General features: G+C 65.6%; 12 protein-coding genes. 6 read left to right on the top strand and 6 right to left on the bottom strand.

From position 1 onward, the window contains the following. The first annotated feature begins 3 nt into the window (after positions 1-3). Both DFR40_RS08930 and DFR40_RS08925 read left to right on the top strand, forming a co-directional pair. Positions 4-1,017, top strand: coding sequence for an Abi family protein (locus DFR40_RS08930; RefSeq protein ID WP_121458123.1), 1,014 nt, complete (start codon positions 4-6; stop codon positions 1,015-1,017). 139 nt (positions 1,018-1,156) lie between these two features. Next, complete coding sequence (locus DFR40_RS08925; RefSeq protein ID WP_121458122.1) at positions 1,157-2,653, top strand: NYN domain-containing protein; 1,497 nt, start codon at positions 1,157-1,159, stop codon at positions 2,651-2,653. A 215-nt stretch (positions 2,654-2,868) separates the two neighbouring features. On the opposite strand, the gene DFR40_RS08920 is transcribed toward DFR40_RS08925, so the two are convergent. Both DFR40_RS08920 and DFR40_RS08915 read right to left on the bottom strand, forming a co-directional pair. After that, positions 2,869-3,207: a hypothetical protein gene (locus tag DFR40_RS08920; RefSeq protein WP_121458121.1), complete on the bottom strand. Its 339-nt coding sequence runs from the start codon at positions 3,205-3,207 to the stop codon at positions 2,869-2,871. A gap of 104 nt (positions 3,208-3,311) precedes the next feature. Further along, positions 3,312-4,226, bottom strand: coding sequence for a LysR family transcriptional regulator (locus DFR40_RS08915; protein WP_121458120.1), 915 nt, complete (start codon positions 4,224-4,226; stop codon positions 3,312-3,314). Between the two features lie 118 nt (positions 4,227-4,344). Here DFR40_RS08915 and DFR40_RS08910 point away from each other — a divergent pair, with 118 nt between their 5' ends. The 3 genes from DFR40_RS08910 (at position 4,345) to nirD (ending at position 8,461) form a co-directional block, all read left to right on the top strand. Then, positions 4,345-5,235 (top strand): MBL fold metallo-hydrolase, encoded by an 891-nt coding sequence (locus tag DFR40_RS08910; protein WP_121458119.1) that lies wholly within the window; start codon positions 4,345-4,347, stop codon positions 5,233-5,235. Positions 5,236-5,500: 265 nt separating this feature from the next. After that, positions 5,501-8,104, top strand: coding sequence for a nitrite reductase large subunit NirB (gene nirB, locus DFR40_RS08905; protein WP_281270069.1), 2,604 nt, complete (start codon positions 5,501-5,503; stop codon positions 8,102-8,104). Between the two features lie 18 nt (positions 8,105-8,122). Next, positions 8,123-8,461, top strand: coding sequence for a nitrite reductase small subunit NirD (nirD, locus tag DFR40_RS08900; RefSeq protein WP_121458118.1), 339 nt, complete (start codon positions 8,123-8,125; stop codon positions 8,459-8,461). A 23-nt stretch (positions 8,462-8,484) separates the two neighbouring features. Here nirD and DFR40_RS08895 read toward each other — a convergent pair whose 3' ends face one another. Both DFR40_RS08895 and DFR40_RS08890 read right to left on the bottom strand, forming a co-directional pair. After that, on the bottom strand, positions 8,485-8,886 hold the full coding sequence (locus DFR40_RS08895) for a hemerythrin domain-containing protein (protein ID WP_121458255.1): 402 nt from the start codon (positions 8,884-8,886) through the stop codon (positions 8,485-8,487). Positions 8,887-9,068: 182 nt separating this feature from the next. Next, a complete protein-coding gene (locus DFR40_RS08890) occupies positions 9,069-9,815 on the bottom strand; it encodes a M48 family metallopeptidase (RefSeq protein WP_121458117.1) in 747 nt (248 codons plus the stop codon). A 132-nt stretch (positions 9,816-9,947) separates the two neighbouring features. Between DFR40_RS08890 and DFR40_RS08885 the strand changes: the two genes are divergently transcribed. Next, positions 9,948-10,838, top strand: a complete 891-nt coding sequence (locus DFR40_RS08885; protein ID WP_121458116.1) for an alpha/beta fold hydrolase — start codon at positions 9,948-9,950, stop codon at positions 10,836-10,838. Here the strand turns inward: DFR40_RS08885 and recG are convergent. Further along, positions 10,828-12,855 carry an ATP-dependent DNA helicase RecG gene (recG, locus tag DFR40_RS08880; RefSeq protein ID WP_121458115.1) on the bottom strand — a complete coding sequence of 676 codons (2,028 nt, stop codon included), beginning with the start codon at positions 12,853-12,855 and terminating at the stop codon, positions 10,828-10,830. The genes DFR40_RS08885 and recG overlap by 11 nt on opposite strands. A gap of 7 nt (positions 12,856-12,862) precedes the next feature. Then, positions 12,863-13,243 (bottom strand): RidA family protein, encoded by a 381-nt coding sequence (locus DFR40_RS08875; protein ID WP_121458114.1) that lies wholly within the window; start codon positions 13,241-13,243, stop codon positions 12,863-12,865. Positions 13,244-13,250: the final 7 nt, after the last annotated feature.

Below are 13,250 nucleotides of genomic sequence, written 5' to 3'. Positions count from 1 at the left end.
GCGATGGCCTACGAAAAGCCCTGGTCCAGCTACGAGTCGCAACTTGATCAACTGATCGCGCGCGGCATGGTGGTGACCGACCGGGCGCGGGCCCTCGATTACCTGGAACGGATTGGCTATTACCGGCTGAGCGGCTACTGGTTCGCCTTTCGCGAGCGTTCCGAAGCCTGCTGTCCGCTCGACCCAGGCAGCGTTGGCAAGCCCCGCAAGGTCCGCGTTGATCGTCTGGCGCTTGATGTATTCAAACCCGGCACCTGTTTTCAGCACGCGGTCGAACTGTACGTGTTCGACAAGAAGCTGCGCCTGCTGGCGCTGGACGCGCTGGAGCGCATCGAGATCGCGTTGCGGGTCGACATCGCCCATCGTCTCGGCGAGAAAGATCGCTTCGCCTACCTGAATCCGGATCTGTTTTTTCCCGGTTTCAGCAAGACGCTGGACAAGCAATCGGGACTGACCAGACACCACGAATGGCTGGCCAAGCATGCCGGCCTGATCGGGCGCTCTAAGGAGGATTTCATCCGCCACAACCGGGAAAAGTACGGCTTGCCGCTGGCTATCTGGGTGGTCTGCGAAATCTGGGATTTCGGTACGCTATCGACGCTGTTCGCCGGGATGAGGGAAGCGGATCAGGATGAAATTGCCAGCAAGTACGGGATCGCCAACGGCCGCCTGTTCGCCTCCTGGCTGCGCAGCCTCAACTATCTCCGCAATGTCTGCGCCCACCACAGCCGCCTGTGGAACCGGAACATCGTTGATCAGCCCAAGCTGCCGGCGGCAGAAGAACTGCCGTGGACCGCTCCTTTCATCGGCAACGCGCATCGTCTGGCACGGCCGTTTCTGCTGTTCTGCATTTCCCAGCATCTGCTCGACCGGATCAATCCAACCTCCAGCTGGGGCAGCCGCTTCCAAGCCTTGCTGGCGGAATTCCCCGTCCAGTCCGGCTTGAGTCTGGAAGGCATGGGCATGCCGGCCGAAGATTGGGCGTCAGAACTATGGCCGAAAAATGCCGGCCAATGAAAAACCCCCCAGCGATCTTGTCACCGAAATGACTCAACCGAGGGGGGCCGTGTTGGTGGCAATTTTCCGGGTCCGGAAAAGCACTGTCAAGAAATCCTTTTGAAAATCGACTGCAAAAAAATCACCTGAAAACAGAACCATGAAAAGCGCCCTCTTCGTCGATTTCGACAACGTCTATTCCGGCCTGCGCCGTCTCGATCAGGAAACGGCCGACCAGTTCGCCCGCAACCCGACGGTGTGGATGAACTGGCTGATCAAGTCACTGGAAATGCCCGAACCGGTAGCCCCCGGTGCCAAACGACGCGTTCTGGTGCGCCGCTGCTATCTGAATCCGCAGGCTTACCAGCGCTTCCGGCCATCGTTCAACCTGGCCGGTTTCGAGATCATCGACTGCCCGGCGCTGACCAGCGAAGGCAAGACAAGTACCGACATCAACATGGTGCTGGACATCGTGGACCTGCTGCAGCACGAGACCCGTTACGACGAATTCATCGTCTTTTCCGCCGATGCCGACTTCACCCCGGTGCTGCGCAAGCTGCGCCGCTGGGACCGGCGTACCACCGTGCTGGCGATAGGCTTTCCTTCGGCGGCGTATCGTGCCTCGGCCGACCTGCTGATCGACCAGGACGACTTCGTCCGCAACGCCTTGAGTTTCGACGAGACAGCAGCGCCGCCACCAGTTGAGCCACAGCCCGCTGGCCCGTCAGCCGCCGAATGTGGCCCGCTGGCACTGCAATTGATCCAGCAGGCTGTGCGCGAAGCGGCGACGCCGGTATCGCTGGCCAAGATTGCGTCCCTGCTGCTGAGCCGGATAGAAGGTCTCGATGCTTCGTCGTGGGCTGGATTTGGCAGCTTCCGCGCCTTGATCGAAGCGCTTGATCTCCGCCCACTGGTAGTCAGTTGGGAATCTGGCGGGACGATTCACGATCCCCGACGACACGCCTTTCCGGCCTCGCAAAGCCATGGCAACGGCAATGGAAAAGCAGGCAAGCTGGTGGATACGGTCATTGAGGCGATCAGGAGCGAAGTCACCAAGGCAGGGCAACCTGTGCCCTGTGGCCGGCTGGCCACGGTGCTGATCGGTCTTGATGGCAGCCTGGCGGCAGACTGGGCTGGCAAGGGCACCTTCCGCAAGTTTGTCGAATCGCTCGACACCAAGCCCATCGAGTTCAATTGGAGCGGCTCGGGCGGGGTGGCCTACGATCCGACCAGGTCGACTGCAAATTCCGCCCCGCCAAGCCAAACGGCCGCCGATTGGGCTGACAAGAACCTCTACAAGATTGCCAGGCAGATTCACGAGCTGACTGATGTACCTCTGCTGACACCGGATAAATACCGCAACCTGATCGCCATGATTTCCCGCGATGTCGCGGAAACACCGTTCCATCTGATGGAAACCGGGAAACGTGTCCGCGACCGCTGCAAGGAATCTGGGCTTCCGGTCAGCCGCGCCGACGTCAATCACGTTTTGCGTGGCCTGAGCATGCGCGGCCATACCTTCGACGAAGGCCCGAACGACGCTGCAACGCTGGCAAAAAAACTCGCGAACAACGTGCGCTCGCTTTGCCTGCGGGAGCAATTCGTACTGGATGAACAAGCCGACAGGGCAATCCTTGAGTGGATTGGATGCGAGTAGACCGGAAAACTCTCTGATTAAGCTGCGCGAATATGGAAAACTCTCAACTTGAAGTGCGCAAACCGTTCCGGAGTGTTTTGCGAGACTTTCAAGAAACCAAGGATTCACGGGCCTTTCCTGTCTCAACTTAAGCTGCGGACGAGACGTCTCGTCCGCAGCTCAAGTTGAGACTTCCGCAGCTTAGGTCGAGATAGCAAACATCGGTGCCACAATGGTTATCCTTTCAACCTCGGCAGCCTACCCACGTCCGAGTTGCCGGCTTTGGGCTCGGCAACTCGGCACCATAAATAGAAGTTCGCCGCGTCGAATGAACTGGTGAAGATCGCAGGCCCTGATCTCCGCCCCCGCTCGCAGTGATAGACGAGCCAGACGTCGTCTTCCTGATGGATGCACCATCCGCCGTCCGGAAACGCATCAGGGATACCCAGTAGCCGCACATCGATATCCACCTTCAAGCGTTGCAGTTCCTCTGCCAATTCCTTAAGCGCCCAATTTTCAGTCGGCCCCGGCGGTGTTTGCACGAACTCGTACAAATCGCTCCATTCGATTTTCATTTCTTCAGATCCTTCAAATAACCAAAACGAATCAATTCATCGACGGTTGCAAAACCATTTTGCACTTCCGGTACCTCGATTTAAGCTGCGGACGAGATGCGCCTTCAGGCAGCCTCCCAGCGGTCCCAGAACGGCGTCTGGCCGCCGAAGCGCTCGACCAGGAAATCGAGCAGCAGGCGCAGCGCCAGCGGCTGGTACTGGCGCGACAGGAAGAGCGCGTGGATGCCCAGGCTGTCCGGTTCGTAGCCGGGCAGCAGGCGTTGCAGCCGGCCCTGGCGAAGGTCTTCGCCGACGTAATAGGTCGGCAGCACGCCGATGCCGCCGCCGGCGAGGACGGCGCTGCGCAGGATTGCCGTGTCGTTGGTCGAGAAGCTGTCGCTGACCGGCACGTCGAAGCGTTCGCCGGCGCGCCGGAAGCTGAAGCGGGCGCCGCTGGCGAAGCTGTGGCTGAGGCAGCGGTGGCGGGCCAGGTCGTCGGGATGGACGATCGGCGGCTGCGCCGCCAGGTAGGCGGGCGCGGCGCACAGTACTGAACGGCAGACGGCGAGCGGCCGGGCGATCAGCGTCGGTTCGAGGGCGTTGGTGATGCGCACGGCAAGGTCGATGCGCTCGGCCGCGAGGTCGACGCTGCGGTCGGTGGCCGAGAGGATGACGGCAACTTCCGGATGACGTGCCTGGAAATCGACCAGCGCCGGCGCCAGCTGCGCCTCGGCGAAGGACAACGCGCTGGTGATGCGCAGCGTGCCGCGGGCGACCCGGCTGGCGGCGCCGGCCTGCTCGGCGATGTCGTCGGCCAGGCCGAGCAGTTGCCGGCAGGAATGCAACGCCGACTGGCCGGCATCGGTCAGGCTGACCCGTCGCGTCGTCCGGTGCAGCAGGCGGGCCCCCAACCATTTTTCGATCGCCGCCAGGTAGCGGCTGACCATCGCCACCGACATCTCGAGCTGGTCGGCGGCCTGCGTCAGGCTGCCGTGTTCGGCGACGCTGACGAAGACGCTGGCGGCGGTCAGGCGATCCATGGCGACACTCCCGATTCAATCGATTTACGCAATGAATATTAAACCTAAACGCTGTTTTTTGCGCGATACATGGTCAATAGAATCCACTCCGTCATCAATCACCTGTCCGGAGAAAACCATGTTCCCAACTTCCAAGTTCCTGCGCCTGGCGCTGCCTGTCCTCGGCTTCGGCCTGATCGCCGCCGGCCAGGCCGGCGCCCAGGAAACGCCGCCGCTCAGCCTCAAGGTCTACAACGCCGATGCCGGCAGCTTCCATGTCAACGCCGTCGTCGTCAGCGGCAAGAGCGAGGCCCTGGTCATCGACACCGGCTTCACCCGCGCCGACGCGCTGCGCATCGCCGCCAACGTCCTCGACAGCGGCCGCCGCCTGACCACGATCCTGGTCAGCAACGCCGACCCGGACTACTACTTCGGCGCCGAGACGCTCAAGGAGATCTTCCCGCAGGCCAAGGTCGTGACGACACCGGCGGTTCGCGACCGGATCGCCGCCAAGCTGGCCGGCAAGCTCGCCTTCTGGGGCCCGAAGCTGGGCGTCAACGCACCGCGCCAGCCGATCGTCCCGGAAGCCATCGCCGGCAACACGTTGACGGTCGACGGTGAAAAAATCGAGATTTCCGGGACCACTGGCCCGCTCGCCCACCGCCCCTACGTCTGGATCCCGTCGCTCAAGGCGATCGCCGGCAACGTCGCGATCTTCGGCAAGCTGCACGTGTGGACCGCCGACACCCAGCTCGCCGCCGAACGCGAAGCCTGGCTGGCCCAGCTCGACGAGATGCAGGCGCGCCGCCCGGCCGTCGTCGTCCCCGGCCACATGGCCCCGGGCACGCCGCTCGACACCAGCAGCATCGAGCACACCCGCAACTACCTGCAGCGCTTCGCGCACGAACAGGGCCAGGCCGGCGACGCCGCCGCGCTGATCGCGGCGATGCGCAGCGCCTATCCGGAAGCCGGGCTGGGCATTGCCCTCGACATCGGCGCCAAGGTCGCCAAGGGCGAAATGAAATGGTGAGCCGGCAAGGCTGACTCGCGCCGTGCCGCCGCACCACTTTGGTCGCGGCGGCACGCTTGTGGTGCGAAAAATCCGCCAGCCGCCGCGCAATCTGCCGCCAAACGGCGCTTGGCGGTGCTGGCACGCTTCATGCGATGTCCTGCTCGCTCAAATGCAACGATGCAGCGAGCAGCAGCCTCCGCCAAAGACGGCGGAATCCGGACCGGTCAGCTTTCCGGCCCGGCAATTCCAAACCGACAATGCGCCGCGATTCGCGGAGGCCTTCATGCAGATCCCGGCACGCCCGGCGATCGAGGTAATGCGCGAAGCCCCCGTTCGTGGCCGGGCAGAACCAAACATGAAGATCATCGTCATCGGCCACGGCATGGTGGGCCACAAGTTTCTCGAAGAACTGCAGCAGCGCCAGCTGGCGGACGTCGAAGTCACCGTCCTCGGCGAAGAAGCGCGGATGGCCTACGACCGCGTTCATCTTTCCGAATTCTTTGCCGGCAAGAGCGCCGCCGACCTGGCCCTCGCCGACGACGGCTTCTTCGCTGCCAGCGGCTTCCGCATCCGGCTGAAGAGCCGCGCCGTGGCCATCGACCGCCGGCGCAAGACGGTGACCACGCTCGCCGGCGAAACGCTCGCCTACGACAAGCTGGTCCTCGCCACCGGCTCCTATCCCTACGTGCCGGCGATCAAGGGCAACGACCGCCGCCACTGCTTCGTCTACCGCACCATCGAGGACCTCGAGGCGATGCAGGCTTCGGGCAAGCTGTCGCGCAGCGGCGTCGTCATCGGCGGCGGCCTGCTCGGCCTGGAATGCGCCAAGGCCCTGCGCGACCTCGGCCTGGAAACCCACGTCGTCGAATTCGCGCCGCGCCTGATGGCGGTGCAGGTCGACGACGACGGCGGCCGCATCCTGCGCAGCAAGATCGAGGCGCTCGGCGTGCGCGTGCATACCAGCCGCAGCACCCAGGAAATCCGCGACGGTGCGACGGCCCGCCACCGCCTGGTCTTCGACGACGGCTTCCACCTCGAAACCGACATGATCGTCTTTTCCGCCGGCATCCGGCCGCGCGACGAACTCGCCCGCGAAAACGCGCTGGCGGTCGGTCCGCGCGGCGGCATCGCGATCGACGACCGCTGCCTGACCAGCGACCCGGACATCTACGCGATCGGCGAATGCGCCGCCTGGCGCGAGCAGATGTTCGGCCTGGTCGCCCCCGGCTACGAGATGGCCCGTGTCGTCGCCCGCCAGCTCGCCGGCGAGAGCGGTGCCACCTTTGCCGGCGCCGACATGAGCACCAAGCTCAAGCTGATGGGCGTCGACGTCGCCAGCATCGGCGACGCCCAGGGCAAGACGCCGGGCTGCCGCAGCTTCCGCTACGCCGACGAGTGCAAGCAGGTGTACAAGAAGATCGTCGTCAGCGCCGACGGCAAGCGCCTGCTCGGCGCCGTGCTGGTCGGCAACGCCGACGAGTACGGCACGCTGCTGCAGATGACGCTGAACGGCATCGCGCTGCCCGCCGATCCCGAATTCCTGGTGCTCCCGGCCGGCGACGGCAAGGGCAAACCCGGCCTCGGCGTCGATGCCCTGCCCGACAGCGCGCAGATCTGCTCATGCAATAACGTCAGCAAGGGCGACATCTGCCAGGCGGTCGCCGCCGGGGCCACGAGCATCGGCGAAATCAAGGCCTGCACCAAGGCCGGCGCCACCTGCGGCGGCTGCGTGCCGCTGGTCACCCAGGTCATGAAGGCGGAGATGGCGCGCCTCGGTCTGACGGTCAACAACCATCTTTGCGAACATTTCCCGTACTCGCGCCAGGAGCTCTTCCACCTGATCCGGGTCGGCGAAATCCGCAGCTTCGACGATCTCCTCGCCCGCCACGGCAAGGGCCTCGGCTGCGACATCTGCAAGCCGACGGCGGCCTCGATCTTCGCCTCGTGCTGGAACGAGTTCGTGCTCAAGGGCGAACTCGCCAGCCTGCAGGACAGCAACGACTACTTCCTCGGCAACATCCAGAAGGACGGCACCTACTCGGTGGTGCCGCGCATGCCGGGCGGCGAGGTGACGCCGGACGGGCTGATCGCGGTCGGCCAGGTGGCCAAGAAGTACGGCCTCTACACCAAGGTCACCGGCGGCCAGCGTGTCGACCTGTTCGGCGCCCGCGTCGAGCAATTGCCGCTGATCTGGGAAGAACTGATCGCCGCCGGCTTCGAATCCGGCCACGCCTACGGCAAGTCCCTGCGCACCGTGAAGAGCTGCGTCGGCAGCACCTGGTGCCGCTACGGCGTCGATGACTCGGTCGGCCTCGCGGTCGAGCTGGAAAACCGCTACAAGGGCCTGCGCGCGCCGCACAAGATCAAGTTCGGCGTCTCCGGCTGCACCCGCGAATGCGCCGAGGCGCAGGGCAAGGATATCGGCATCATCGCCACCGAGCGCGGCTGGAACCTCTACGTCTGCGGCAACGGCGGCATGAAGCCGCGCCACGCCGAGCTGATCGCCAGCGACCTCGACAAGGCCGGGCTGATCCGCCTGATCGACCGCTTCCTGATGTTCTACGTGCGCACCGCCGACCGCCTGCAACGCACCAGCACCTGGCGCGAAAGCCTGGAAGGCGGCCTCGACTACCTCAAGGACGTGCTCATCGGCGACAGCCTGGGCATCGCCGGCGAACTCGAGGCGCAGATGCAGCATGTCGTCGATACCTACCAGTGCGAGTGGAAAACCGCGGTCAGCGACCCGGCGGTACGCCAGCGCTTCCGATCCTTCATCAACAGCGAACAGCCCGACCAGCGCATCGTCTTCGTCCGCGAACGCGGCCAGATCCGGCCCGCCCGCGCCGAGGAACGCGCCCTCGCCGCCGCCGACCCGCTCACCGCCTGACCTTTACAGGAGTCCCGCATGGCCCCCGAAAACCTGCCCTGGACGGTCGTCTGCAAGACCGCCGAGATCCTTCCCGGCACCGGCGTCTGCGCCCTGGTCGACGGCCGCCACATCGCCGTCTTCCGGCTCGCCGGCGAGCGCTACCACGCCATCGACAACATCGACCCGCGCTCCGGCGCCAGCGTGCTGGCACGCGGCCTGGTCGGCAGCCTCGGCGAGCGTGTCGTCGTCGCCTCGCCGCTCTACAAGAACCACTTCGACCTGAACACCGGCGCATGCCTGGAAGCGCCGGAACACTCGGTCCGCGCCTACCCCGTGCAAGTCAGCGGCGACGACGTCCTCGTCGCCGTTTCCTGAACACCGCGCCGCGGCGGGCGGACTTACCGGACCGCTTCGCCTGCCGTGCGGATGCGCTCGACAGCCGGAAACATCTCGCGCTCCTCGAAGCGCACGTGGGCGTTCAGGCAGTCGGCAAAGCGCTGCAAGCTCGCCGCGTCGGCGAACGGCAAGACGGCAGCGAGCCGGCGCAATTCGCCGTGGTCGTCGCGCGTCCGCTGCAGCAGCGCAGCCTCGCCGGCCGCCTCGAGCTGCGGCAGCAGATCGCGTTCCTCGACCTGGAAATGCGGTTCGAGCTCGGCAGCGAACGCAGCGACGCAAGCCGCGGCCGCTTCCCCGATACGCAGCAGATCGCCGCTATCGACCGCCCGTCGCACCACCAGTACCAGCTTGAGCGCCTGGTAGTGCTCGCGTGATAGTTCCTGCAGGGATTCATGGCGCTTCATCGCGGCTTTCATCGAAAGACCGGCGCAGCCGGGGCGGCTCGCCGCAACCGACACGGTACCCGCCGCCCCGATCAGCGGCAAGCTCGACGGCGCGGATTTTCCCGGAAGTTGACGGTCGACCGTCAAAACGGGGCATATTCCGAATCGGCGGCGGCAAGCCTGCCTTGCCGCCACTCCCGCCCTCAGACCTGGGTGCGCATCCGCTCGGCGCGTGCCTTTGGACTGGGATGGGTGGATAACCAGGAAGCCCCGCCCCCGCCCAGTGCGTCGAGTTTTTCCAGAGCGCTGACGCAGGCACTGGCGGGGAAGCCCTTGTTCTTCATGAACTGCATTGCCAGGTCGTCGGCTTCGTTCTCGTTGGCCTGCGAATGCTGGGCGCGGACCACCTGTTCGAACAGGTCGCCAAGCTGCGATTCGGCGAGGACCGCGGTCCGGCCGCCGACCGACGACAGCGCGCTGCGCAGCGCGCTGGTGCGCATCGCCGTCTGGATCCGTGCCCGGGTGTGACCGGCCTTGACGTGGCCGATCTCGTGGCCGACGACGTAGCGGATTTCGTCATCGGAGAACTTGTCCATCAGCCCGCTGTACACCCGGATCGTGCCGTTGGCCATGGCGAAGGCGTTAACTTCCGGCGTCAGGTAGGCCTTGATGTCGAGCTTGAGGCCGTCGTAGCTCTCCAGCCCCCGGGCCAGGCGGGCGATGCGCTTGCCGTACGCATCCTGCGGCCCGGCCAGCTTGTTCTGGGCATCGCTGGCCGCCGCCATCTGGTCGAAATAGGCTTGCAGGTCGGCGTCCGAGAGCGTCTCGGAGGCAAGCAGGCTTTTGCCGGCCTCGAGCGCCTTGCCGAAATTGAACTGGGCCAGCGCGACATTGACGGCGCTGACGCCCGAAAACAAGGTGACCAGACGGACGAAATCGCGACGCTTCATGACATCTCCTCGCAGGATTGGAAAATTCGAGGCGGGCATTATATGCCCTCGGCAAGCCGCATCGCAGCCGCTATCGACGCCAGGCCACCCGGCTCATTAGAATCCGGGGCTGATCATCGAACCGCCACCGCCATGCGCCCTTCCCGTTCCGAATTCGTCGACGCCAACGGCGTCCGCCTGCACATCCGCCGCTGGGGCCGCGCCGACGCGCCGACCCTGTTCCTGCTGCACGGCTGGATGGATGTTTCCGCCTCCTGGCAGTTCGTCGTGGACGCGCTGGCCCGCGACTGGAACATCATCGCCCCCGACTGGCGCGGCTTCGGGCTGTCGCAATGGCTGCACCGGCCGTATTTTTTTGCCGAGCACATCGGCGACCTGACGGCGATCGTGGACCACTACGCCGCCGGCGAACGGGTGCGCATCGCCGGCCACAGCATGGGCGGCATCCTGGCCACGCTGTATGCCGGCATCCGGCCGCAACGGGTCGAACGGCTGATCTCGCTGGAAGGCGTCGGCATCGCGCCGACCACCGCCGACATGGCCCCCGGCCGCTACCGCCAGTGGCTCGACGAACTGGCGCAACCGCCGCGCCTGCATGTCTATCCCGACCGACCGGCCTTCGCCCGGCGGTTGCTCAAAAGCGATCCCTACCTGACGCCGGCGCGCGCCGAGTTCCTCTCCCGCCATCTGGCGCGCATCGGCGACGGCACCACGCGCAACGGCGAGTTCCGCCACGGCGTGATCTGGAACGGCGACCCCTGGCACAAGGCGACCTCGCCCTACCTGTTCCGTCTCGAGGAGTCGCTGGCGATCTGGCGCGAGATCACCTGCCCGGTGCTCTGGATCAGCGGCCATCAGTCCTGGGTCGTGCGCGACTTCGCCACCCGCCCGGGCGACTGGGAGGCGCGCCGGGCCTGCTTTGCCGATGTCCGCGAAGCCTGGATCGACCAGGCCGACCACATGCTCCACCACGATCAGCCGGAACAGGTGGCGGCGCTGATCGACGAGTGGTTTACGACTTGAGCAGTTCCTCGCGGGCGCCGAGCCAGCGCTGCAGGTGCTTCTCGGCCAGGGCCGGATGCTCGGTCAGCATTTCCTCGGCAACTTCGCGCGCCATCTCGACCAGGTCGGCGTCCATGTCGAGATCGGCGTAGCGCAGCAGCGGCACGCCGCTCTGGCGGGCGCCGACGAATTCGCCGGGACCGCGGATCTGCAGATCCTGGCGGGCAATCTCGAAACCGTCGGTGTGCTCGAAGATGATTTTCAGCCGCTGGCGGGCGATTTCGCCGAGCGGCCCGGCGTAGATCAGCACGCAGCTTGATTCGTACTGGCCGCGGCCGACGCGCCCGCGCAGCTGGTGCAGTTGTGACAGGCCGAAGCGTTCGGCGTGCTCGATGACCATCAGACTGGCGTTGGGCACATCGACGCCGACTTCGATCACCGTCGTCGCCACCAGCACATCGATGTCGCCGGCGGCGAAGGCGCTCATCACCGCCTGCTTCTCGTCGGCCTTCAGCCGTCCGTGCACCAATCCGACGGTCAACCCCGGCAAATCGGCAAAAAGCTGGGTGTAGGTTTCCTCCGCCGTCTGCAATTGCAGCGCTTCCGATTCCTCGATCAGCGGGCACACCCAGTAGGCCTGACGGCCTTCCTCGACGTGTTTCTTGACGAAACCGACGACGTCCTGGCGGCGGTTGTCGGCGACCAGCCGCGTCTTGATCGGCGTGCGGCCAGGCGGCAGTTCGTCGAGTACGGTGACGTCGAGGTCGGCGTAGTAGCTCATGGCCAGCGTGCGCGGGATCGGCGTCGCCGACATCATCAGCTGGTGCGGGTTGCTGCCCTTCTTGCGCAGCGCCAGGCGCTGGGCGACACCGAAGCGGTGCTGCTCGTCGACAATGGCCAGGCCCAGTTTGGCGAAGTCGACGCCGTCCTGGATCAGCGCGTGCGTGCCGACCACCAGTTGCGCGTCAGCCGCCGTCGCCGCCAGTTGCTCGCGCTTGGCCTTGGACTTCAGGCTGCCGGACAGCCAGGCGACGCGCACGCCGAGCGGCTCCAGCCAGTCGCGCAGCTTCAGGTAATGCTGCTCGGCGAGGATTTCGGTCGGTGCCATGAAGGCCGCCTGCCAGCCAGCGGAAATCGCCTGGCAGGCGGCCAGCGCGGCAACGATGGTCTTGCCGGCGCCGACGTCGCCCTGCAGCAGGCGCTGCATCGGGTAAGGCTGGGCGAGGTCGCCGGCAATCTCGGCCATCGCCCGCAACTGCGCGCCGGTCAGGCCGAAGGGCAGGCGGTCGAGCAGGCGTGCACCGAGGTCGTCCTGCGCCACCAGCACCGGCGCCCCCTGCTCGCGACGGGCGAGGTAGGCGCGGCGCAGCGACAGTTGCTGGGCCAGCACCTCGTCGAACTTGACCCGCCGCCAGGCCGGATGATGGCGGGCGTGCAGTGTATCGACGTCGGTGCCCGGCGGCGGCCGGTGCAGGAAATGGATGCTGCGCGCCAGGCCAGGCAGCTTGAGGCGCTGGCGGATCTCGTCGGGCAAGGTCTCGGAGAGGTCGCCGTCGGCCAGCGCCCGGCCGATCAGTTTCTGCAGCGCCGAGCTGGCCAAGCCGGCGGTCGACGGGTAGATCGGCGTCATTTCCGTCGGTAGCGGCTCGCCCTCGACGATCTTGCGGAAACGCGGATGCACCATCTCCAGCCCGAAGAAGCCGCCGCGCACCTCGCCGAAGACGCGCACCAGCGAGCCTTCGCTGAGTGCCGCCTGCTGGTTCGGGTAGAAGCTGAAGAAGCGCAGCGTGATTTCGCCGCTGTCGTCGCAGGCGCGCACGACCATCTGCCGGCGCGGCTTGAACTGGATCTCGTTGCCCAGCACACGCAGTTCGAGCTGCACCGCCTCGCCGCTGAAGGCGCGGGCGATTTCGGTGATGCGCGTTTCATCCTCGTAGCGCAGCGGCAGATGCACCAGCAGATCGGCCTCCGTGTGGAGACCGAGCTTGGCCAGCTTCTTCTTCAGCGCGTCGGAGGCGCGGATCGGCGCCAGCGACATCCGGCGATCAGCCGAGGAACATCACCGCGTCGGCCTCGACCAGCGCGCCGCGCGGCAGCTCCTTGACGCCGACGGCGGCACGCGCCGGGAACGGCTCGCTGAAATAGCGCGCCATCGTTTCGTTGACCTTGGCGAAGTTGCCGAGATCGGTGAGGAAGACGTTGAGCTTGACCACGTCGGCCAGCGAGCCGCCGGCAGCCTCGGCCACCGCCTTGATATTTTCGAAGACGCGAACGATTTGCCCGTCGATACCGTCTACCATCTGCATGGTCGCCGGATCGAGGCCGATCTGCCCGGACAGGTAGACGGTATCGCCGACGCGCACGGCTTGCGAGTAGGTGCCGATGGCGGCCGGTGCATGCGGCGTGGCGATGATGGTCTTGGCCATGTGGAAT

The organism is Azonexus fungiphilus (assembly GCF_003634965.1).
GTDB lineage: Bacteria > Pseudomonadota > Gammaproteobacteria > Burkholderiales > Rhodocyclaceae > Azonexus > Azonexus fungiphilus.
The sequence above is the reverse complement of the archived record's forward strand: the minus strand, read 5'-3'. Positions and strand labels throughout refer to the sequence as shown.